Source organism: Pseudomonas sp. GM25 (assembly GCF_000282255.1).
Lineage (GTDB): Bacteria > Pseudomonadota > Gammaproteobacteria > Pseudomonadales > Pseudomonadaceae > Aquipseudomonas > Aquipseudomonas aphyarum.
In genome coordinates, this window is the sequence record NZ_AKJQ01000011.1 from 29,535 (window position 1) to 49,771 (window position 20,237).

Consider the following 20,237-nt stretch of genomic DNA (forward strand, 5'->3'; position numbering starts at 1 on the left):
ATGGAATTCACGATTCAACACTTTATTGCGCTTGCGCCACTGTTGATCACCAGCCTCACCATTATCGTGGTGATGCTGGCAATCGCCTGGCGCCGCAACCACTCGCAGACCTTCCTGATTTCGGTGGCAGGTCTGAACCTGGCCTTGCTGTCGATCCTGCCAGCGCTGAAAGTCGCGCCTCTGGCCGTGACTCCATTGCTGCAGATCGACACCTTTGCCTGCCTGTACATGGCGCTGATCCTGGTCGCCACCCTCGCTTGCGTCACCCTCGCCCACGCCTACCTCGGCGATGGCGGTTCGGGTTACCCGGGCAACCGTGAAGAACTGTACCTGCTGATCCTGATGGCCGCCGCCGGTGGCCTGGTTCTGGTCAGCGCGCAGCACCTGGCCGGGTTGTTCATCGGTCTGGAACTGCTGTCGGTGCCGGTCTACGGTCTGGTGGCCTACGCCTTCTTCAACAAGCGTTCGCTGGAAGCCGGCATCAAGTACATGGTGCTGTCGGCCGCCGGTTCCGCGTTCCTGCTGTTCGGTATGGCGCTGCTGTACGCCGACTCGGGTTCGCTGAGCTTCGTCGGCATCGGTCAGGCACTGGCCGCGACCGGCCTGCCAAGCTCGCTGGCGCAACTGGGCCTGGGCATGATGCTGATCGGTCTGGCGTTCAAACTGTCGCTGGTACCGTTCCACCTGTGGACGCCGGACGTGTACGAAGGTGCTCCGGCACCGGTGGCCGCGTTCCTCGCCACCGCTTCGAAAGTGGCTGTGTTCGCGGTCATGGTTCGTCTGTTCCAGATCTCCCCTGCTGCAAGCAGTGGCGTTCTGAGCAACGTGCTGACCATCATCGCCATCGCCTCGATCCTGTTCGGTAACCTGCTGGCCCTGACCCAGAGCAACCTCAAGCGTCTGCTCGGTTACTCGTCCATCGCGCACTTCGGCTACCTGCTGATCGCACTGGTGGCGAGCAAGGGTCTGGCGGTGGAAGCCATCGGCGTGTACCTGGTCACCTACGTGATCACCAGCCTCGGCGCCTTCGGCGTGATCACCCTGATGTCCTCGCCGTACAACGGCCGTGACGCAGACGCGCTGTACGAGTACCGCGGCCTGTTCTGGCGCCGTCCGTACCTGACCGCCGTACTGACCGTGATGATGCTGTCCCTGGCCGGTATCCCGCTGACTGCTGGCTTCATCGGCAAGTTCTACATCATCGCCACCGGTGTCGAGTCGCACCAATGGTGGCTGGTCGGCTCGCTGGTACTGGGCAGCGCCATCGGCGTCTTCTACTACCTGCGCGTGATGGTCACCCTGTACCTGATCGAACCAAACTTGCGCCGCCACGACGCCCAGTTGCACTGGGAACAGAAAGCAGGCGGCGTGATGCTGCTGGCAATCGCCCTTGTCGCGTTCTTCCTCGGCGTCTACCCACAACCGCTGCTGACCCTGGTTCAGCAATCGGGCCTGGCGGGCTGATCGCTCAGCGATAGCTGGCTACAAACAGAAACGGCACCTTCGGGTGCCGTTTTTGCGTCTAGACCGTCTTGAGTTTTTTCACCATCGGCACGCAGGCCAGTTGCAGACCTGAAGGCGACTGATAGATCGCACTCCCCTCCCCAACGTAACCGCAGCGCCGATAAAAATCAGCGGCATTCAACGTCGCATCCAGACAAACCTCTGCCAGCCCCAGATCCTGTGCCAGCGCTTCCAAAAAGTGCAGCACGCGTTTACCAAGCCCGCGCTGCATGAAATCCGGATGGATGAAGATTGCACCGATTTCGCGGTGCTCCAGATCGAGCATTCCGGTTGCCACGGGCTCACCTTCAACGCAACCCAGATAGAAATGCTTTTGCATGAGCGTGTAATAACCGTCTGCCGCCGAGCCCTTTGTCCAGTCGAGCATTTGCTGCTCGCTGTAGGCACCGATGCATTGATCCCGGATCGCCAGTCGCCGAATCTCGAACGCTATCCCGGCATCGTCCGGTTCGGCTCTTTTCATTTCGAACATTTCTCTCTCCTTGAGCCATGTGCGGACGGGCAATGAAAAAGCCCCGTCCATTTCTGGCGGGGCTTTGGGTAACAACACGTCATTTGCCAGACATGCACGACCTTATGGCCCGCCGGAAGCGGTCATAGAGGAGCACATCATGGTCATTCGGTGTTGGGCAGTCATGGCTGGATAGTGCTGCGGATTGTTCCGACGCGTCAATCGCAAGGCTCTTCCCTAAACAGTCGAACGCTCCCACCACACTGGCTGACTCGTCCTACAGGTGTTTTTACGATCGGTGACTACCGTTGAAAAGGGGGCGAAAAGGATGGCCTGGAGGCCTTGACCAATTCGATCATCGGGACAAAACTATACGCAGGTAACGTACAGAACATGGATGCTCTTTTTATCGAATTACCCGCGTTCCAGAAGCACCGGGACGATTACCTGGATGATGATCTGTTTCGCAGCTTTCAGTTGGAGCTGCTGAAAAATCCTGAAGCGGGCGACCTCATCGAAGGCACGGGCGGGCTGCGCAAAATTCGCTTCTGCGACCAACGACGCGGTAAGGGCAAGCGCAGCGGATTACGAGTGATTTATTACTGGTGGTCTGGTTTCGACCAATTCTGGCTGTTCACCGTGTACAGCAAAAACGAGCAAGACGATCTGTTGCCTTCCCAGAAAAGAGTCTTCAAACAGGCGCTGGATACAGAAATCAACGCGAGAACCCAAATATGAAACGCGACATTTTTTCCGAACTGATGGAGGGCCTTGAGGCTTTGGCCGACGAGCGCCAAGGCAAGGTCACCCTTCGCACCCACAAAGTCCAGTTACCCAAACTATTGCCGATCACTGCCGAGGAAGTTGTTGCGATCCGCCAGCAACTCAACCTCTCCCGGTCAGTTTTCGCCATGTACCTGCGAACCAACACTAGAACCCTCGAAAACTGGGAACAAGGTCGAGCAACGCCAAATGCCCAAGCGACGACACTCATTCGACTGGTCGAGCGTTTTCCACAAACGATCGACCACCTTGCGGCTCTGACCTGACTACCGGGATCTAACAAAATTGTAATTCCCCAATCACCTCCCCGTTATCCGCAGCCTGCAACGATGTCACCCGGCGACTCTCCCGGCGGGCCCCTTGCCCGTCGAACAATAAAACCCACGCCGAAGCTCGTTCCCGTTCTGCCGAACCCTAGGAGTGATTGATGGTTAACAACACAAAAATATCGATGGCCGCTCTGGCAGTGGTTGTCGGCGCCGGGCCGTCCACGGTGTTTGCAGAAGAAAAACCCGAAGGGTTTATCGAAGGCAGCAGCCTGACGGTGCTCAACCGTAACCTCTATTTCAACCGTGACCACCGCAACGGCCAGTCCAGTCCCACGGGCAATGGTTATTCCGAAGCCTGGGCCCACGGCATCATCGGCAAGTTCGAATCCGGCTTCACCCAGGGCACCGTCGGGGTCGGGGTGGATGCGTTTGCGATGATCGGTCTGAAACTCGACACCGGCGACGGTCGCAACGGTGGCCGCAGTTCGTTCGATGTGTTGCCGGTCAACAGCGACGGCGAAGCGCGGGACGAATACACCAAGGTCGGTGGCGCCGCCAAAGTGCGCGCTTTCGATACGGTGGTGAAAGTCGGTGATGTGTTCCCGGCCAACCCGGTGGTCGCGGCAGGCGATTCGCGATTGTTGCCGGAAAGCTTTCGCGGTGTGACGGCGACCAACACCAGCATCGAAGGTCTGTCGATCCAGGGCGGTCGGCTGCATGCGATGAGCCAACCGGTGTCCAGCGACCTGCGCGAGAACTTCGCGACCTTCTATGCCGGCCCGGTCAATTCGCCGTGGATCGCTTACGGCGGCGGCGATTACGCGCTGAACAAAAACCTGAGTTTCAGCCTGTACTCCAGCCGCCTCAAAGATGCCTGGAACCAGTACTACGCCGGCACCGCCTGGACGTATCCGCTGTCGGATGACCTGTCGCTGTTCGGCGGCCTGAATTACTACAAGGCGGTCGACGAGGGCAAACAATTGCTCGGCGAGTTCGACAACAACATCTGGAGTGGCCGCGTCGGTGTGAAACTCGGCGCCCACTCGGTCGCCCTCTCTCACCAGCGCAACAACGGCAACGACGACTTCGATTACCTGCGCCAGTCCGACTCGATCTTCCTCGACAACTCCATTCAGTACAGCGACTTCAACTCGCCGAAAGAGCGTTCGTGGATGGTGCGCTACGACCTCGACATGACCACCTATGGCGTGCCGGGCCTGTCGTTCATGACTCGTTACGCACGCGGCACCGACGCCGATTACTCCAACGCCAACGCCGTGTACATGCGCCGCGATGCCGAGGGCAATCCGCTGACTGACCAGAAGCGCTGGGAGCGTGACATCGAAGTCAAATACGTGGTGCAAAGCGGTTCGATGAAAGACCTGTCGCTGCGTCTGCGCCAGGCCACCACCCGCGCCACCGCGTTCGAGTCGGATCTGGATGAAGTGCGGGTGATCGTCGAATACCCGCTGGCGATTCTCTGAGTTTCACGAGCAATGCCCATTCACCTTTAGAAGCTCCTTGCTCCTTTGGTAAGAGGTGAATTTTTGGCGTCCTTCGGGGCGCCTTTTTTATGGATGAAAAAAAGCCCGACTCACTGAACATGAACCGGGCGTTTCAGCCGGGATTAGCGTCAGCCACCCTGCTGACGACAATTCCCCATCACGTTATAAGTGACCGTATTGAGCTGCCCCTTGGAGTCCTCGTAAGTCATCGCAGCCGGCACGACCGCGCATTCATTTTTCGGCCGGACAACACTCACCACCTTCTTCACATCCAGCTTCATTCCGTACTCGTATTCCTTGACCACCGGCGCCGCTTTGCCCTGACTGGCCGCGTACTGCTCCATGGCTTTGGTGTTGGCACTGAGCGCCCGGTCGAACGTTCTGTCACCACCGCCTTCGGCCAACGCATTCAAGGACATCGCCATGACAGCGCTGAACGCCAACAGCTTTAGAGTTTTCATATTCGCTTCCTTCAAATCACGACTCATAAAAAAGCCCACCATCGATGCGCGATGACGGGCTCATTCACTGGCAGCACGCTTACAGGTCTTGGGTCTTGTCGTCCTTCTTGCCGTTCACGACGACCGGATCACGGGCCTTTTCCTTCGCAGCAAACACCTCCATCGAGCGGTCATTGGCGGCCATCATTCGGTCGAAAGTGCGGTCGCCGCCACCTTCGGCCAACACCAGCGAAGACATCATCAGAGCCACGGCAAACGCGCCAATCTGTGCAAGTTTCATCATTGATTCCTCATTCAAGTCACTGACGGGATCAAGGTAACAATCCGAACCTTTCGTGACGGTGGCGCCGAAATTACATATCCGTTATGTGGAAAGGCCCGCAATCGCGGGCCTGTTGTTGAGGCAAAAAGTGACTAGGCAGCCGTAAGCGCTTCCTCATCCCGACGATGCGCCAGCTGATACAACGCCGGCAGGATCAGCAGTGTGAGAATGGTCGAGGACAGGATCCCGCCAATCACTACCGTTGCCAGCGGTCGCTGCACCTCGGCTCCGGTGCCCGTCGCAAGCGCCATCGGAATGAAGCCCAGGGACGCCACCAACGCTGTCATCAACACCGGACGCAATCGTGTCAGCGCACCTTCGTGGATTGCTTCGGACAACGAACGCCCCTCCTCCCGCAAGTTGCGGATAAACGCGATCATCACCAACCCGTTCAGCACCGCCACCCCCGACAGCGCGATAAACCCGACACCCGCCGAGATCGACAACGGAATGTCCCGCAGCCACAACGCCATGACCCCGCCGGTCAGCGCAAACGGAATCCCGGTGAACACCAGCAAGCCGTCCTTGAGGTTGTTGAACATCATGAACAGCAACCCGAACACCAGCAGCAACGCCACCGGCACCACGATCTGCAAGCGCTTGGCCGCCGATTGCAGTTGCTCGAACTGCCCGCCCCAGGTGGTCCAGTAACCCGCCGGCACCTGCACATCGCGCTCGATCACTTCGCCTGCCTCGGCGACAAAAGAACCGATGTCGCGCCCACGCACGTTGGCGCTGACGATCACCAGGCGCTTGCCGTTCTCGCGGCTGACCTGATTCGGCCCCAGCACCAGATCGAGGCTGGCAACGTCCTTCAGCGCAATGAAGCCGATCTGACTGGAGGCATCACCACCCGCCGCCGGCACCGGAATCAGCAGCGCCGACAACCCGTCGATGTCCTTGCGCATGGCGTCGGACAACCGCGCCACCATGTCGAATCGACGGTCGCCTTCATACAGCGTCCCGGCCTTCTGCCCGCCGACGGCCACCGCAATGGTGTCCTGCACATCGCCAACATTGAGCCCGTAACGCGCCGCCTTGTCGCGATCAATGTTGATGGTCAGCACCGGCAGACCGGTGGTTTGCTCGACCTTGACCTCGGACGCGCCGTTGACCTTCTGCATCGCGGCGGCAATCTTCGCCGCCGTGGCGTTGAGCACGTCCATGTCATCACCGAACACCTTCACCGCCACGTCGCTGCGCACGCCGGAGATCAGCTCGTTGAAGCGCAACTGGATCGGCTGCGACAGTTCATAGTTGCTGCCCGGCAGCGTTGCCGCGGCTTGCTGCAGTTCGGCCATCAGGGTTTCGCGGGACTTGCCCGGATCCGGCCATTGCTCCTTCGGCTTGAGCATAACGTAGCTGTCGGAGATGTTCGGTGGCATCGGGTCGGAAGCGATTTCGGCAGTGCCGGTGCGGGCGAATACGCGTTCAACCTCAGGCACTTTATTAAGGATCAACGTTTCCAGCCGCTGCTGCATATCCACCGATTGCGTCAGGCTGGTGCCCGGCACGCGCAGCGCCTGCAAGGCAAAATCGCCTTCGCTGAGGCTCGGCACAAACTCGCTGCCCATGCGGCTGGTGACCACACCGCTGAGCACAATCACACCCAACGCCGCGCCGACCGCCATCGTCCGGTGGGACATGACCCAGTTCAGCGCCGGTGCATAAACGCGACGTGCGCCGCGCATCACCACGCCCTCTTCTTCCTTGACCTTGCCGGTCACGAACAATGCGATTGCCGCCGGCACAAAGGTCACGGACAAGAGCATGGCGCCAAGCAATGCGAGGACCACGGTGAACGCCATCGGGTGGAACATTTTCCCTTCGACGCCGCTCAGGGCGAAGATCGGCAGGTACACGACCATGATGATCAATTGGCCGAAAATCAGCGGTCGCCGCGCCTCTTTCGCCGCTGCAAACACTTCATGGAAACGCTCGGATCGCGTCAGCAGGCGTCCGTGATGCTGCTGCGCATGGGCCAGCCGGCGCAGGGTGTTTTCGACGATCACCACCGCGCCGTCGACGATGATGCCGAAGTCCAGCGCGCCGAGGCTCATCAGGTTGGCGCTGACCTTGTTGCTGAACATACCGGTGAAGGTAAACAGCATCGACAGCGGAATCACCATCGCCGTGATCAGCGCAGCGCGGATGTTGCCGAGGAACAGAAACAGGATCGCGATCACCAGAATCGCGCCTTCGACGAGGTTTTTCTTCACCGTGGCGATGGCTTTGTCGACCAGATGCGTGCGGTCGTACACCGGCACCGCGATCACGCCGGCGGGCAACGACTTGTTGATCTGTTCGAGCTTGGCGGCGACGGCCTGGGAGACCGTGCGGCTGTTTTCGCCGATCAGCATGAACACCGTGCCGAGTACTACTTCACGGCCATTTTCCGTCGCGGCGCCGCTGCGCAGTTCGCGGCCGATGTCCACGGTGGCGACGTTTTTGATCCGGATCGGCGTGCCGTCAACGTTGGCCATGACGATGTTGGCGATGTCCTCGGTGCTCGCTACCTGGCCCGGCGCGCGAATCAGCAATTGCTCGCCGCTGCGCTCGATGTACCCGGCGCCGACGTTGGCGTTGTTGCGCTCCAGCGCCGTCACCAGATCGGTGAGGGTCAGTTTGTAGGCCGCGAGTTTTTTCGGATCGGGCGCGATCTGATATTCCTTGGCAAAACCGCCGATGGTGTTGATCTCGGCCACACCGGGGACGTTGCGCAGTTGCGGCTTGATGATCCAGTCCTGAATCACCCGCAAGTCGGTCGGCGTGTAGGGCGTGCCGTCCTCTTTCAGCGCGCCTTCCTTGGTCTCGACCGTCCATAAAAAGATCTCGCCGAGACCGGTGGAAATTGGCCCCATCACCGCTTCCACACCTTCGGGCAACTGCTCCTTGGCCGACTGCAATCGTTCGTTGACCAATTGCCGGGCAAAGAACAGATCGGTGCCGTCCTTGAAGATCACCGTGACCTGGGACAACCCCGAACGCGACAGCGAGCGGGTCTGCTCCAGCGCCGGCAGGCCGGCCATCGCGGTTTCAATCGGAAAGGTGATGCGCTGCTCGGTTTCCAGCGGCGAGAACCCGGCCGCGCCGGTGTTGATCTGAACCTGGACGTTGGTGATGTCGGGCACGGCGTCGATCGGCAGCTTTTGGTAACTGGCGATGCCGAGGCCGGCCATGAGCAGAACGGCGAGCAGCACGATGATGCGCTGCTCGATGGCAAACTGGATCAGGCGTTCGAACATGGGAGTCTTCCGCGATTAATGACTGTGCTCGGCCGAGGCTTTGCCCAGCTCCGATTTGAGGACGAAGCTGCCGGCGCTGGCGACTTGCACGCCCGGTTCCAGTCCGGCGATGACTTCCACCTGACCCGCCGCGCGACTGCCCAGCTCCACCGCTTGCGCCTTGAAGCCGTCGTCGGTGCGCACGAATACCGTGGGTTTGTCCTCGACGGTCTGGATCGCGGTTTCCGGCACGGCAACTTTGGCCTGGCGACTGTCGGTGGCGACCAGCGCGGTGACAAACAGGCCGGGGCGCCATGAGCCTTGCGGGTTTTCCAGGGTGACTCGCACGGTCGCGGTACGGGTCTGTTCGCCAAGGAGGCTGCCGACGTAAGCCACGGTGCCGCTGACTTCGGCGTTCAATTCCGCCGCGCTGACGGTGACGGGTTTGCCCACTTGCACCTCGTTCAGGTCCTTCGGTGAAACGCCGAACGTGACCCACACCCGCGACAGATCCGAAAGCGTAAACGCCGCAGTGGTTTCATCGACCACCTCCCCCGGCGTCAGGTGTTTTTCCACCACTACACCGTCAAAAGGCGCCCGCAGTTCATAGCGATTGCCACCGGTGGCGACCACACTGCCACTGAGCACGCTGATCTTTTGTCGGGCGTTGCTCACGGCGATTTCGGCTTCTTCCAGGGCCTGACGTGCCTGAAGGAAATCCTGTTCGGCGGAGATCTTGTCTTGCCACAGTTTCTTCTCGCGCTCGAACGTCGTGCGGGCCAGGGCCAAGCGGCGTTGCGCAGCCGCCTGCTCGCTGCGCTGATCGGAAATCTGCTGACTGGCGATCACCGCCAGCAACTGGCCCTTCTTCACCGACTGCCCGAGATTGACCGACACCGACTCGACCACGCCCGGCACGCGCGGTACGACGTGTGCGGTACGGTCCTCGTCGAAACGTACTTCGCCGGGAAACGACAGACCGAGGCTGAAGTTCTGCGCCTGGGCGGCGGCCAGTTGAATCCCCGCCGCCGCGATCTGCTCGGCCGTCAATTCGATGTGCCCTTCTTCGGCGTGCTCGCCGTCAGCAGCGGCGCCTTCTTCGGCGTGATCGGCGTGTTCCGCCGCTTCATCGGCATGCGCATCGAAAGACGCATTGCCGCTCCACATCGAGCCGATGCCAATGCCCAGCGCCAACGTCGCCGCAGCGACCACGATCAGTTTTTTGTCCATGGAAACTCCTCTGCGCCAAACCATCGCGCAGTGATCAGAAAGTTGAAATTCAAGGGTTGGCGCTGAGGTCGCCGAAGATGCGTTCGATTCGGACCCGGGCGTCGGTCGCCTCGCTCATCGCCTGGATGTATTGGCTGCGAGCGGCGATCAATGTGCGCTGGGCATCGAGCACGTCGAGGAAGCCGAACTTGCCCATTTCGAAACCGCGAGTGGCGCTGTCCACGGCACTTTGCGCGGCGGGCAGAATGGTTCGGTCGAATGCCAGGATTTCGCCGTTGGCGGTCTGCCATTGCGCCAGCGTGGTCTGGATTTCCGTGCGCAAGCGCAGTTCGGTGGCGTTGCGCAGGTCCCGCGCCTGATCGGTACGCCGCGCCGCCGCCAGCACGTTGCCCTGATTGCGGTTGAACAGCGGAATCGGCATCGACAGCCCGACCACGTTGACCCGCTCGCGCTCGGTTTCGCTGTACTGGCTGCCGATGCTGACCGTCAGATCGGGAATCCGCTGGGACTTTTCCAACCCCAGCGATGCTTCGCGCTGGTCGATCTGCAACCTGGCCAGGCGCAGCTCCGCAGTCTCGTTCAGGCGCTCAAGCAAACGGGTGGGCGGCGGTACGTTGGGCAGGTTTTGAGTCGCGGTCTGCACCGTGGTCGACGTCGGCAACGGTGCGCCCATGACCTGGGCCAATTGCTGGTACGCATTGGCCTGATCGCGCTCGGCGCGGCTCAATTCCAGGCGCACTTCCGAGAGCTGCACTTGCGCACGTGTGCCTTCCACGGGCGACGACTTGCCCGCCTCGATCCGCCCCTGCGCCACACGCAAACCGTGCTCGGCGAGTTGCAGCGACTGCCGGGCCAGTTGCAAACGTTGCTGCGCGGTTTGCGCACCGTTGAACGCTTGAAGCACGTCGGCGCGCAGTGCGTTGCGCTTGCGCTCCAGCTCAATGCCGGCGGCATCCTGCGCACGGCTCGCCACATCAATCCGCGCGCCACGCTTGCCGCCCAGCTCGATCGGCTGGCTGAACATCACCGTGGTGGTGCGCGATTCGCGCCGGGTGTCTTCGGCCTCCCACGACACCTCGGGGTTGGGGATCAGCCCGGCCTGCTTGCGGTCGCCCTCGGCAATGCCGATTTCCCACTGCGCGGCGGCCAGCTCCGGGTTGCCGGCGAACGCGGTTTGCAGCGCCTGATCCAGGGTCAGGGTCGATGCACTGGCAAGGCTGGTACAGGCCAGCAACAAGAGGCCGCTGGCGGTTTTTTTCAGGCGTGATCGCGCCGTCAGTTCAATTAAACCGGGCAATGGAAGGCTTCCTTCAATCAAGAATCGTTGATGGCGCCACGGTAGGGTTTTGAACTTATCGACAAGGTGACGTGAACATTACAAATCCGTTATCCACGGTTTATCGAAGTTGTTTTGCTCTAGGATTCGAAGTTCGAATGAGTTTGTTGCAATAGATAGAAACAAATGCGCGTTAGTTATCCGCCGAACAGCACTTGCCGAAATGGAAGTCATGGAAAACGCGCCATTTCGCTGCGACAGGCTGTCGCGGATGGCCGACTTAAAGGCCCCAGGCATTGACTCTGTAGCCACTACAGCCTTTACCGTGCACGCCACTCAGTTCCAAAATCCGTCAGGAAGTCCCTGTAAAAACTGCAACTTCCAGACTCACTTGTTTAAATACCCATTCATTAAAAGTGGTGAAACATCATGCGAATCCTTGTCGTCGAGGACGAGCTTAAAGCTGCCGAATACTTGCATCAGGGCCTGACCGAAAGTGGTTATATCGTTGATCACGCGGTCAATGGCGCAGATGGTTTGCACCTGGCGCAACAACAGGTTTATGACCTGATCATTCTCGATGTGAACCTGCCGGAATTGGACGGCTGGAGCGTGCTGGAACAACTGCGTCGCACCCACTCCACCCGGGTGATGATGCTCACCGCACGCGGGCGGCTGGCGGACAAGATCCGTGGCCTGGACCTGGGCGCCGATGATTATCTGGTCAAGCCGTTCGAGTTTCCGGAACTGCTGGCGCGGGTACGCACGTTGATGCGTCGCAGCGAGAACATTCCGGTGCCGCAGGTGCTCAAGGTCGCCGATCTGGAACTCGATCCGGGCCGTCACCGGGCCTTTCGTGGCACCCAGCGCATCGACCTGACCACCAAGGAATTCGCCCTGCTGCACCTGCTGATGCGCCAGTCCGGCGAAGTGCTGACCCGCACCCAGATCATCTCGCTGGTGTGGGACATGAATTTCGACTGCGACACCAACGTGGTCGAAGTCTCGATCCGCCGCTTGCGGGCGAAGATCGACGACCCGTTCGACAGCAAACTGATCCACACCCTGCGCGGTGTCGGCTATGTGCTGGAGGCGCGGGAGTGAAGCCGGCCAGCCTGTCGCTGCGTCTGGGTCTGACGGTCAGTATTCTCGGCGCATTGCTGGTGGTGTTCCTGGCGATCCTCGCGTATTTCGCCCTGACCCATGAGCTGAACGCGTTGTCCCGGGACAGCCTGGAAAAAAAGATGGAACAGGTTGAGCACAGCCTGACGTTGTACGCCGACACCGGTGAGATCAGCGCCAAGCCGCACATTCTGCTCGATCAGGTCATGGGGCATGACAACCTGACGCTGACCATTTATGACCTGAACAACCTGCGCACCCCGTTGCTCAAATCCGGTTCGGGCCTGACCGATCCGCGGGTCGAGTTGAAGGCGGTACGGGCGACCACCGATCAGTTGACCCACACCGACAGCGCCGATGCTGAAGGCGCGAAGTTTCTCACCGTCTCCAAACTGATTCGCCTCAAGGGTGGCAGCAACGTACCGGTGCTGCTGTCGATGGATAACGCCCACGATCAGGCCTTGCTCAGTGCTTATTTGCGCTCGACGCTGATGGCTTTGCCGTTGCTGCTGGTGTTCATCGGCCTGACCGCATGGGGCGCCGTGCAGCGAGGGCTGGCACCGTTGCGCGAATTCCGCAAAGTGGCGGCACGAGTGACGACGCAGGATCTCGACCATCGCCTGTCGGTGCTGAACATGCCCCAGGAACTCAGCGAACTGGCGCAGGGCATCAACGTCATGCTCGATCGCCTGGACAGCGGCGTGCAGCAGTTGTCGCAGTTCTCCGATGACCTGGCCCACGAACTGCGTACGCCGATCAACAACCTGATGGGCAAGGCCCAGGTGACGCTGTCGCGGGAGCGCTCGGTCGAGGAATACACCAACGTTCTGGTGTCCTGCACCGAAGAGCTGGAGCGGGTCGCGCGGATTGTCTCGGACATGCTGTTCCTGGCCCAGGCCAGCCAGCCTGTGGCACACACCTCGTTCGAGCCGATTGCGCTGGAGCAAGAGGCGTTCAGGGTGGCCGAACTGTTTTCCTTGTCGGCGCAGGACAAACAGATCGATCTAAAGGTCATCGGCAGCGCTCAGGTGTCGGGCGACCGGCTGATGATCCAGCGAGCGATTTCCAATCTGCTGTCCAATGCCCTGCGCCACTGCCCGTCCGGCAAGACCGTTTCGCTGTTCATCGAACAGGCGCCGAACGAAGTGTCGCTGCGGGTGAGCAATCCCGGCACAGGCATCGAAGCGCAGCACCTGCCGTATCTGTTCGACCGTTTTTACCGGGTCGACAGCAGTCGCACCCGTTCACAGGGCAGTACCGGTCTGGGACTGGCCATCGTGCATTCGATCATGACCTTGCATCAGGGCTCCGCGCAGGTTCAAAGCCGTCCGGGGGCGATGACGGTGTTCAGTCTGGTGTTTCCCGCGTTGCACCGGGAACGGCACTAAACCTTCAAGCCGATTTGTGCGGTGTTTTCTGAAACCTCATAGGAAAAATCACCGCACAAGTGCTGCATCCATCCCCGTAGATTCTTCAGTACGAATTTGCGTCGTCCCCGCGCTGAAACGTCTGACAACGACAACAGACAGAACGCCTCAGACCGCTGATTCCTTTCGCGTGGTTCGCCCGTTGCCACGCAGTGCTGCCCCCCAGAAACACGTCCGCCCGGCGTCAATTCACGTTTTATCAGTACGTGTTTCGACACCGCTGAAACCCGCGGCTGGAAACGTCTGGACATTTTTGACCCCGCCCTCACCGCCCTTTTAGATTCGGCTCGTGCTTGCAACAGCACTCCCAAACAACAACCAAGGAGCAACATCATGGGCTACATGGGCAGCTTGAACGCAAACCCTATCGATGAACTGGAAGAGCAGGAAGCACCCTCGCCAGAGCAGATCGAAGCGCTGCAACTGACCGAGGAAGAACAGGCGGAACTCAACGCCGAGTGACAGAACCCGCGGGGGCCTTGCGCCCTCGCGGGCTTTCCAGGAAGGGAATCATGGACAAGACAACGTTGGCCGAGCGTGAGCTCACGGCCGATCAGGCAGAACGGCGTATTCATATCGAATTTTCACGCCTGGGCCTCACACCGCACACCCGCACCCTCGGCAGCAAAGTGGTTGCCGTTCAGGCGAGTCTTCATAGCGGCGACAACCGTCATGCCCGTGGCTCCGGCAAGGGCTATGCGGATCAGGCGCACCTGGGCGCGCTTTATGAAGCGCTCGAGCACTACTGGACGGATGAACTCTGTACCTACGATGTTCACCACGAGACGGAACGCTATTTCAAAGACACGCCGGTGTTTGCCGATGACTCGCTCCTGCACAGGCTCACCTGCCAGCAAAACGTGCGCATCACCTGCCGGACCTATGTCTGTCCGCCGTGGCATGACCGGTTTTCCTATCCGTTGGCGCTGACCTCGCCGAACGGCTCACGTTTGCCCTCGTCACCGGGCATGGCGGACTACCGCGCCGTGCAGCGCTACGCCAGCAACAGCGGCACCGCGATTGGCGCCACTTACAACGAAGCGATGCTGCACGCCGCCAACGAATGCATCGAACGCGACGCCGTGTCGTTGTTTTTGCTCAACCATTTTTACTACGAGAATCATCCGCCACTGCGGCGGGTGGCGCGTCTCACTGAACGCGACGAACTCGGTCGTCTATGGGCCGATGCCGAACAGGAAATCGACGGCGAAATCGTGCTGGTGGATATCAGCACCGAGTTCATGACCCGGACTTTTCTGGCGTTCACGACGAAGCCGGGGCCTCATCCACAGATATTCGGCAGTGGCAGCTCCCTCGACCCGCGCCACGCGGCGTGGCGGGCGCTCACTGAACTGGTGCAGTTGCAACTGAGTGCCGCCGAACCCGAATACCGCCAGACACTGGCCAACGCGCTGCGCAACCTGCAGCCCTTCCCGCGCCTGCTGCGCTGTGCGCAGTTCGATCCGCAGACGCTCCTGCATCGCTGCGTTCAACACGGAATCAGACTGCCGGATTCCGCTAAAGACCTGTCGGTGGAAAACCAACTGCACTTGCTGACTCAAGGCCTGCGGATTCATGGCCGCACGCTGGGTGCAGCCGTCCTGCAGCGAACCGAGCTCGGCACCACCCTGCTCAACGTGGTGATCCCCGGACTGGAGCGCTTCTTCGTGGTCTCCAGCGGCAACGTCGTCATCCCGCAAGCGCGGGGCCGTACGCTGGAGAGGCCAGCCCCATGAACCGACTTGATCGCACCCGGGAGCTGACATTGGCCCGATCCATGCGCCTTTACCTCAACGAAAACGGCGCTGTTGGCCACTACCTCGAACCGCGAGGCAGCGGACTGCATCAGGTTTTTTTGCTGCGGGTGAACGATGAGCTTTGGGTCGGCCGCAAGCTCCTGCAACGTGACCGGCATTTTCGGTGGCAGGCCGGCAGCGCGCTCAAACCCGGCATGTTGTTTGGCCCGCATCTCCATTCATTGTGGGGTAATGACGGGTTGTCGATCGGCTATCGGACGATCTCCCCCGCAGACAAAGCGCAGTTCTTCGAGCACGCCTTGCATCAGGCTGACAGCGAGATCCTTTTTCCCTATCCACTGCTGGATGAGACAGGCCGGGAAGCGGTCTGCCCGGCAGACTTCTGGCAATGCAACGAATCACTGGCCGAACAGCTGAACACCGACGAGCACCACTTGCGCGAATACTGCGCCGGGCTGCTCCAGGCCATCACTGAAAAAGGCGCACTGATTTACGACCCGGCCTGTTCGACCGGCGCGTTCATCGCCCACCTCGCCCGCGCCCTGCCCGACTGTCTGTGCCTGGGCAGTGACCGTTCGGCCTCGATGATCGAACACGCCAGGCGATGTCACAGCGGGATCTCCGTCGAATTCGACGTGCTGGAGGCGAGTGAAGCTTTCGATGCCGGGATTCGCTGCGATGTCTTGATCCTGCGGTTCCTCAACGCCGAAGTCTTGACCCGCCGAGAGGCGAAGAACGCCTTCGAGTCGCTGATCCGCTGCGTAAAACCCGGTGGCACGATCCTCGTCTTTGGTCACACGCCGGTGCTGATCCCGGTCACCTGGCTCGCCTCCCTCCACCACCTGAAACTTGAATCCAGCGTCGCGGCACGGCCGGGGCAGGTCGAGCTGTTCCAGTTCTATCGTCTGACGGTTCCGACGCCATGAGCTTTTCCCTGCACAGCCGAGGTTATTACCCGACCGGCGACGGCCATCAACTCTATTGGGAACGCCATGGTGTTCCGGGACACGAACCGGTGTTTTTCCTCCATGGCGGCCCCGGCGGGCGTATCAGCCGCCACCATTTGCAGTTCTTCGACACGGGCCGGTTCGACATCATCCTGTTTGATCAACGGGGTTGCGGACGCTCGACGCCCTACGGCGAACTTCGGGATAACACTACCGGGCTGTGTGTCGAAGACATCGATGCCCTGCGCCAGCATTTCGGCTTCGAAAAAATCAGCGTGCTGGGGGTGTCATGGGGGAGTTGGCTGGCGATCCAGTACCAACAGCGCTATCCGCAGCACCTGCTGAAAACCACACTGGTTTCGGTATTCGTACCGTTTGCCGCCAATGTCCGGGCCTACGATCAGGCGCTCAATGATGGGCTGGCGCAATCGCCTCAAACGCCGACCGGCCACCGTGCCAGGGACATCTACCGGATCCTCGGCGAAGGCTGTCCATTGCAACAACGCCGCGCCGCCATCGAATGGTTGAACGCTGTTCTACGTCGCACAGGGCAGACGATCTGCCCCGACACACTGGAGCGTTTCGTCGATCAGGAAGCCGTGCTCGCGATCCGTCTGGAACTGCATTACCACCTGCGGAACTACTGCTTCTCGCCAAAGGATGAAGACCTGACCCTCGACGACAACACCCTGCTGATCCAGGGCATCCGCGACACCCATGGCATGGCCAGCGTGCGCTGGCTCAGGCAACGCATGAACATCCACTGCCGGCTGCTGCACGCCGGGCACAACGCCTTTGAAAACGCCCTCCTAAAAGCAGTGCGCCGGGCGGTGAAACGTGAAATCGAAAGGTGAGCGTTATATGGCCGTAGGATCTTTTTCCGTTACTGGCCCGTCCCGCCGGGAACACAGAAAGCTCTCTCCAGAATGCCCGTCTCGTCCTACAGCCACGCCAGGGAACAAGACGTTATCTTGGTTCACGGTTTACTAAGCGGCTGAGGCCAGAACGGACAATGAAACGTGAAATCTTTTTTGAGCTGGTGAGCAGCTTCGATTCATCGGTGGTCGAGCGACGGAGCAAAGTCATGCAATTTCCCTATATAGCGCGACGTGCAGGTTTGCCCCTCACCTGCACAGAACAAATCCGCGACTTTGCCGGCTCCCTTGATTCTGGCTATATTTGTCCAGAATATGAGGAAGACATGATGATCATCGTTCCGTTGGCCGAAGCCAAAAACAATCTATCCAGACTCGTCGATGAGGCCGCCTCGGGGCAGATCATTACAATTGCCAAACATGGGCGTGCACTCGCTCGTCTGGTTCCTGTCACCAAAGCTCACGGTCCGCGCATAGGTGCGATGAAAGGCAAACTCGTGCTTCCCGAAAACTTCGACGCGCCACTACCGGATGACATGCTCGACGCGTTTGAGGGTGGCCAGTCATGAGGGTATTGCTCGACACCCACATTCTGCTCTGGACGCTTTCAGACGATTCCAGACTCTCCGCAAAAGCCAGAAAACTGATTGAGAACGCCACCGAAATCTATATCAGCGCTGCGACCTACTGGGAGATGGCGATCAAGGTCGGCCTCGGTAAGTTGAATGTTGATCTTGAAGAGATAAGGCAATACAGCCTCGACAGCGGCTTTATAGAACTCCCGGTGACTTCAGAACACGCCATTGCTGTAAAGGAGCTTGAACACCACCATCGCGATCCATTCGATCGGCTTATTGTTGCAACAGCCATGGTAGAGCCGATGAAGCTGCTAACCGCCGATCCCTTGGTGGCTCAGTACACAGATCTGGCTGTTCTGGTCTGAATCCCGCACAAAGAAAAACGGCACCCGAAGGTGCCGTTCCGCCCCGCAAAAAAACCTTACTTGCGTGCCGCCTCCCACGACTTGAGCAGTTCGTTGTAGCTCACGGTTTCGCCTTTCGGCTTCTCGTTGGCCAGCTTCGGTTTTGGTGCGCCCGGCTGGTCGAACCAGTATTGCGCGTCGCGCTCGGGGTTCATTTTCGGTGCGCACACCGCTTGGGCCTTGGAGCGTTCCAGACGGGTCATGATCGCGTCCTGATCCTTGGCCAGACCGTCGAGGGCCTGTTGCGGGGTCTTCTCGCCGCTGGCGGCTTCGGCGATGTGGCTCCACCACAGTTGTGCCAGACGTGGATAGTCCGGCACGTTGGTGCCGGTCGGGGTCCATTGCACGCGGGCCGGGCTGCGGTAGAACTCGACCAGACCACCGAGTTTCGGCGCCAGATCGGTCATCGCTTGCGAGTTGATGTCCGACTCGCGAATCGGCGTCAGACCGACGATGGTTTTCTTCAGCGACACGGTTTTCGAAGTCACGAACTGCGCGTACAGCCAGGCCGCGAGTTTCTGTTTCTCAGGCGTGGATTTCATGAAGGTCCACGAGCCCACGTCCTGATAACCGAGTTTCATCCCCTCTTCCCAGTACGGCCCGCGCGGCGATGGCGCCATGCGCCATTTCGGCGTGCCGTCGGCGTTGACTACCGGCAGGCCCGGTTTGGTCATGTCGGCGGTGAAGGCGGTGTACCAGAAGATCTGCTGGGCGATGTTGCCCTGGGACGGCACCGGGCCCGATTCGGAGAAGGTCATGCCCGCCGCTTCCGGTGGCGCGTACTTCTTCAGCCAGTCGACGTATTTGGTGGTGGCGAACACCGCCGCCGGGCCGTTGGTGTCGCCGCCGCGGGTCACGCTGGAACCGACCGGGTGGCAATCCTCGACGCGAATCCCCCACTCGTCCACCGGCAAGCCGTTGGGAATGCCCTTGTCGCCGCCACCGGCCATGGAGAACCAGGCATCGGTGAAGCGCCAGCCCAGCGACGGGTCTTTCTTGCCGTAGTCCATGTGCCCGTAAATGCGCTTGCCGTCGATTTCCTTGACGTCTTCGCTGAAGAATTTGGCGATGTCTTCATAGGCCGACCAGTTCACCGGCACACCCAGTTCATAGCCGTACTTTTCCTTGAACTTGGCTTTCAGGTCGGCACGTTCGAACCAGTCGGCGCGGAACCAGTACAGGTTGGCGAACTGCTGGTCGGGCAATTGATAGATCTTGCCGTCCGGCGCGGTGGTGAAGGAGATGCCGATGAAGTCCTTGATGTCGAGGGTCGGCGAGGTGAAGTTCTTGCCTTCGTTGGCCATCAGGTCGGTGATCGATTCCGTCTTGCCGTAGCGAAAGTGCGTACCGATCAGGTCCGAGTCGTTGACCCAGCCATCGTAGATGTTCTTGTCCGACTGCATCACCGTCTGCATTTTTTCCACGACGTCGCCTTCCTGCAGCAGGTCGTGGGTCAGCTTGATGCCGGTGATTTCGCTGAAGGCCTTGGCCAGCACCTTGGATTCATATTCGTGGGTGGTCAGGGTTTCCGAGACGACCTTGATGTCCATCCCGCGAAACGGCTCGGCCGCCTTGATGAACCACTTCAGTTCTTCGAGTTGCTGCTCGGCCGTCAGGGTCGACGGCTTGAACTCGCTGCCGATCCATTTTTTTGCGGCATCTTCGTAGGCGTCGGCCCAGGCGGACGCGCTCAAACCGCTGAGTGCCAGCATGGCTGCCAATGAAATGCTATGTCGCAGCTTATTTTTCTTATCGAACATAGAGACCTCCTGTTAGGTTTTCGGAGCAAGATTGCCGAGCGATTCGACTAGCCCCAACGCATCACAGCCAACAGCCACACCAGGGACAACGCGGACGCTACCCAGATGCTCCAGTCGGTCACGCCGATTACCAGCAGATGCAGGTAGGCGCTGCCGAGAAGACCGATGAACAAGCGATCGCCACGGGTGGTGGCAATCGGCAGAAACCCACGCCGCAAGATACTCGGCGAGCGCAGTTCCCAGGTGGTCATGCCCACCAGGATCAAACCAATCACGATGAAAAACGCCGCCGTCGGGACGGTCCAGCTCATCCATTCCATCA

20 protein-coding genes are annotated in these 20,237 nt (G+C 59.9%); 12 read left to right on the forward strand and 8 right to left on the reverse strand.

Annotated features, from left to right (window positions below):
- A complete protein-coding gene (nuoN, locus tag PMI24_RS04395; RefSeq protein ID WP_007951465.1) occupies positions 1-1,464 on the forward strand; it encodes an NADH-quinone oxidoreductase subunit NuoN in 1,464 nt (487 codons plus the stop codon).
- Between the two features lie 58 nt (positions 1,465-1,522).
- Here the strand turns inward: nuoN and PMI24_RS04400 are convergent, their stop codons facing one another.
- Positions 1,523-1,996, reverse strand: a complete 474-nt coding sequence (locus tag PMI24_RS04400) for a GNAT family N-acetyltransferase (RefSeq protein WP_007951466.1) — start codon at positions 1,994-1,996, stop codon at positions 1,523-1,525.
- 372 nt (positions 1,997-2,368) lie between these two features.
- On the opposite strand from PMI24_RS04400, the gene PMI24_RS04405 reads away from it, so the two are divergent.
- The 3 genes from PMI24_RS04405 to PMI24_RS04415 all read left to right on the forward strand — a co-directional run bounded on the left by PMI24_RS04405 (position 2,369) and on the right by PMI24_RS04415 (position 4,511).
- Positions 2,369-2,713: a hypothetical protein gene (locus PMI24_RS04405; protein WP_007951467.1), complete on the forward strand. Its 345-nt coding sequence runs from the start codon at positions 2,369-2,371 to the stop codon at positions 2,711-2,713.
- Positions 2,710-3,024, forward strand: a complete 315-nt coding sequence (locus tag PMI24_RS04410) for a helix-turn-helix domain-containing protein (protein WP_007951468.1) — start codon at positions 2,710-2,712, stop codon at positions 3,022-3,024. Before PMI24_RS04405 ends, PMI24_RS04410 begins: the two co-directional genes overlap by 4 nt.
- Positions 3,025-3,185: 161 nt before the next feature.
- Entirely contained in the window at positions 3,186-4,511 is a 1,326-nt protein-coding gene (locus tag PMI24_RS04415) for an OprD family porin (RefSeq protein WP_007951469.1), read from the forward strand.
- A gap of 149 nt (positions 4,512-4,660) precedes the next feature.
- Here the strand turns inward: PMI24_RS04415 and PMI24_RS04420 are convergent, their stop codons facing one another.
- The 5 genes from PMI24_RS04420 to PMI24_RS04440 all read right to left on the reverse strand — a co-directional run bounded on the left by PMI24_RS04420 (position 4,661) and on the right by PMI24_RS04440 (position 11,066).
- A complete protein-coding gene (locus tag PMI24_RS04420; protein ID WP_007951470.1) occupies positions 4,661-4,993 on the reverse strand; it encodes a DUF2790 domain-containing protein in 333 nt (110 codons plus the stop codon).
- 79 nt (positions 4,994-5,072) lie between these two features.
- The gene (locus tag PMI24_RS04425; protein WP_045121658.1) at positions 5,073-5,273 is read right to left on the reverse strand and encodes a co-regulatory protein PtrA N-terminal domain-containing protein; all 201 of its coding nucleotides are present in this window, start codon (positions 5,271-5,273) and stop codon (positions 5,073-5,075) included.
- A 134-nt stretch (positions 5,274-5,407) separates the two neighbouring features.
- The gene (locus tag PMI24_RS04430) at positions 5,408-8,560 is read right to left on the reverse strand and encodes a CusA/CzcA family heavy metal efflux RND transporter (RefSeq protein WP_007951472.1); all 3,153 of its coding nucleotides are present in this window, start codon (positions 8,558-8,560) and stop codon (positions 5,408-5,410) included.
- A 15-nt stretch (positions 8,561-8,575) separates the two neighbouring features.
- Positions 8,576-9,769, reverse strand: coding sequence for an efflux RND transporter periplasmic adaptor subunit (locus tag PMI24_RS04435; RefSeq protein ID WP_007951473.1), 1,194 nt, complete (start codon positions 9,767-9,769; stop codon positions 8,576-8,578).
- Positions 9,770-9,818: 49 nt separating this feature from the next.
- Positions 9,819-11,066, reverse strand: a complete 1,248-nt coding sequence (locus tag PMI24_RS04440; RefSeq protein WP_007951474.1) for a TolC family protein — start codon at positions 11,064-11,066, stop codon at positions 9,819-9,821.
- A 408-nt stretch (positions 11,067-11,474) separates the two neighbouring features.
- Between PMI24_RS04440 and PMI24_RS04445 the strand changes: the two genes are divergently transcribed.
- From PMI24_RS04445 to PMI24_RS04475, 8 genes are all read left to right on the forward strand, one after another.
- Positions 11,475-12,149 (forward strand): heavy metal response regulator transcription factor, encoded by a 675-nt coding sequence (locus PMI24_RS04445; protein WP_007951475.1) that lies wholly within the window; start codon positions 11,475-11,477, stop codon positions 12,147-12,149.
- On the forward strand, positions 12,146-13,555 hold the full coding sequence (locus PMI24_RS04450) for a heavy metal sensor histidine kinase (protein ID WP_007951476.1): 1,410 nt from the start codon (positions 12,146-12,148) through the stop codon (positions 13,553-13,555). The genes PMI24_RS04445 and PMI24_RS04450 overlap by 4 nt, the downstream gene beginning before the upstream one ends.
- Positions 13,556-13,927: 372 nt before the next feature.
- The gene (locus PMI24_RS29595) at positions 13,928-14,056 is read left to right on the forward strand and encodes a hypothetical protein (protein ID WP_007951477.1); all 129 of its coding nucleotides are present in this window, start codon (positions 13,928-13,930) and stop codon (positions 14,054-14,056) included.
- 50 nt (positions 14,057-14,106) lie between these two features.
- On the forward strand, positions 14,107-15,330 hold the full coding sequence (locus tag PMI24_RS04455) for a YcaO-like family protein (protein ID WP_007951478.1): 1,224 nt from the start codon (positions 14,107-14,109) through the stop codon (positions 15,328-15,330).
- Complete coding sequence (locus PMI24_RS04460) at positions 15,327-16,277, forward strand: class I SAM-dependent methyltransferase (RefSeq protein WP_007951480.1); 951 nt, start codon at positions 15,327-15,329, stop codon at positions 16,275-16,277. Before PMI24_RS04455 ends, PMI24_RS04460 begins: the two co-directional genes overlap by 4 nt.
- Positions 16,274-17,152, forward strand: coding sequence for an alpha/beta fold hydrolase (locus PMI24_RS04465; protein ID WP_007951481.1), 879 nt, complete (start codon positions 16,274-16,276; stop codon positions 17,150-17,152). The genes PMI24_RS04460 and PMI24_RS04465 overlap by 4 nt, the downstream gene beginning before the upstream one ends.
- A gap of 158 nt (positions 17,153-17,310) precedes the next feature.
- Positions 17,311-17,742, forward strand: coding sequence for a type II toxin-antitoxin system Phd/YefM family antitoxin (locus tag PMI24_RS29475; protein ID WP_162831783.1), 432 nt, complete (start codon positions 17,311-17,313; stop codon positions 17,740-17,742).
- On the forward strand, positions 17,739-18,116 hold the full coding sequence (locus tag PMI24_RS04475; protein ID WP_007951483.1) for a type II toxin-antitoxin system VapC family toxin: 378 nt from the start codon (positions 17,739-17,741) through the stop codon (positions 18,114-18,116). The genes PMI24_RS29475 and PMI24_RS04475 overlap by 4 nt, the downstream gene beginning before the upstream one ends.
- A 56-nt stretch (positions 18,117-18,172) precedes the next feature.
- On the opposite strand, the gene PMI24_RS04480 is transcribed toward PMI24_RS04475, so the two are convergent.
- Together PMI24_RS04480 and PMI24_RS04485 are read right to left on the reverse strand one after the other, a co-directional pair.
- Complete coding sequence (locus PMI24_RS04480; protein ID WP_007951484.1) at positions 18,173-19,915, reverse strand: ABC transporter substrate-binding protein; 1,743 nt, start codon at positions 19,913-19,915, stop codon at positions 18,173-18,175.
- A 47-nt stretch (positions 19,916-19,962) separates the two neighbouring features.
- The gene (locus PMI24_RS04485; RefSeq protein WP_039767461.1) at positions 19,963-20,235 is read right to left on the reverse strand and encodes a DUF2160 domain-containing protein; all 273 of its coding nucleotides are present in this window, start codon (positions 20,233-20,235) and stop codon (positions 19,963-19,965) included.
- Positions 20,236-20,237: the final 2 nt, after the last annotated feature.

What these genes read in the sequence shown, in the direction of transcription:
- nuoN (WP_007951465.1), top strand. Translation starts at nt 1, where the DNA reads ATGGAATTCACGATTCAACACTTTATTGCGCTTGCGCCACTGTTGATC.
- PMI24_RS04400 (WP_007951466.1), bottom strand. Translation starts at nt 1,996, where the DNA reads ATGTTCGAAATGAAAAGAGCCGAACCGGACGATGCCGGGATAGCGTTC.
- PMI24_RS04405 (WP_007951467.1), top strand. Translation starts at nt 2,369, where the DNA reads ATGGATGCTCTTTTTATCGAATTACCCGCGTTCCAGAAGCACCGGGAC.
- PMI24_RS04410 (WP_007951468.1), top strand. Translation starts at nt 2,710, where the DNA reads ATGAAACGCGACATTTTTTCCGAACTGATGGAGGGCCTTGAGGCTTTG.
- PMI24_RS04415 (WP_007951469.1), top strand. Translation starts at nt 3,186, where the DNA reads ATGGTTAACAACACAAAAATATCGATGGCCGCTCTGGCAGTGGTTGTC.
- PMI24_RS04420 (WP_007951470.1), bottom strand. Translation starts at nt 4,993, where the DNA reads ATGAAAACTCTAAAGCTGTTGGCGTTCAGCGCTGTCATGGCGATGTCC.
- PMI24_RS04425 (WP_045121658.1), bottom strand. Translation starts at nt 5,273, where the DNA reads ATGAAACTTGCACAGATTGGCGCGTTTGCCGTGGCTCTGATGATGTCT.
- PMI24_RS04430 (WP_007951472.1), bottom strand. Translation starts at nt 8,560, where the DNA reads ATGTTCGAACGCCTGATCCAGTTTGCCATCGAGCAGCGCATCATCGTG.
- PMI24_RS04435 (WP_007951473.1), bottom strand. Translation starts at nt 9,769, where the DNA reads ATGGACAAAAAACTGATCGTGGTCGCTGCGGCGACGTTGGCGCTGGGC.
- PMI24_RS04445 (WP_007951475.1), top strand. Translation starts at nt 11,475, where the DNA reads ATGCGAATCCTTGTCGTCGAGGACGAGCTTAAAGCTGCCGAATACTTG.
- PMI24_RS29595 (WP_007951477.1), top strand. Translation starts at nt 13,928, where the DNA reads ATGGGCTACATGGGCAGCTTGAACGCAAACCCTATCGATGAACTGGAA.
- PMI24_RS04455 (WP_007951478.1), top strand. Translation starts at nt 14,107, where the DNA reads ATGGACAAGACAACGTTGGCCGAGCGTGAGCTCACGGCCGATCAGGCA.
- PMI24_RS04460 (WP_007951480.1), top strand. Translation starts at nt 15,327, where the DNA reads ATGAACCGACTTGATCGCACCCGGGAGCTGACATTGGCCCGATCCATG.
- PMI24_RS04465 (WP_007951481.1), top strand. Translation starts at nt 16,274, where the DNA reads ATGAGCTTTTCCCTGCACAGCCGAGGTTATTACCCGACCGGCGACGGC.
- PMI24_RS29475 (WP_162831783.1), top strand. Translation starts at nt 17,311, where the DNA reads ATGAAACGTGAAATCTTTTTTGAGCTGGTGAGCAGCTTCGATTCATCG.
- PMI24_RS04475 (WP_007951483.1), top strand. Translation starts at nt 17,739, where the DNA reads ATGAGGGTATTGCTCGACACCCACATTCTGCTCTGGACGCTTTCAGAC.
- PMI24_RS04480 (WP_007951484.1), bottom strand. Translation starts at nt 19,915, where the DNA reads ATGTTCGATAAGAAAAATAAGCTGCGACATAGCATTTCATTGGCAGCC.
- PMI24_RS04485 (WP_039767461.1), bottom strand. Translation starts at nt 20,235, where the DNA reads ATGGAATGGATGAGCTGGACCGTCCCGACGGCGGCGTTTTTCATCGTG.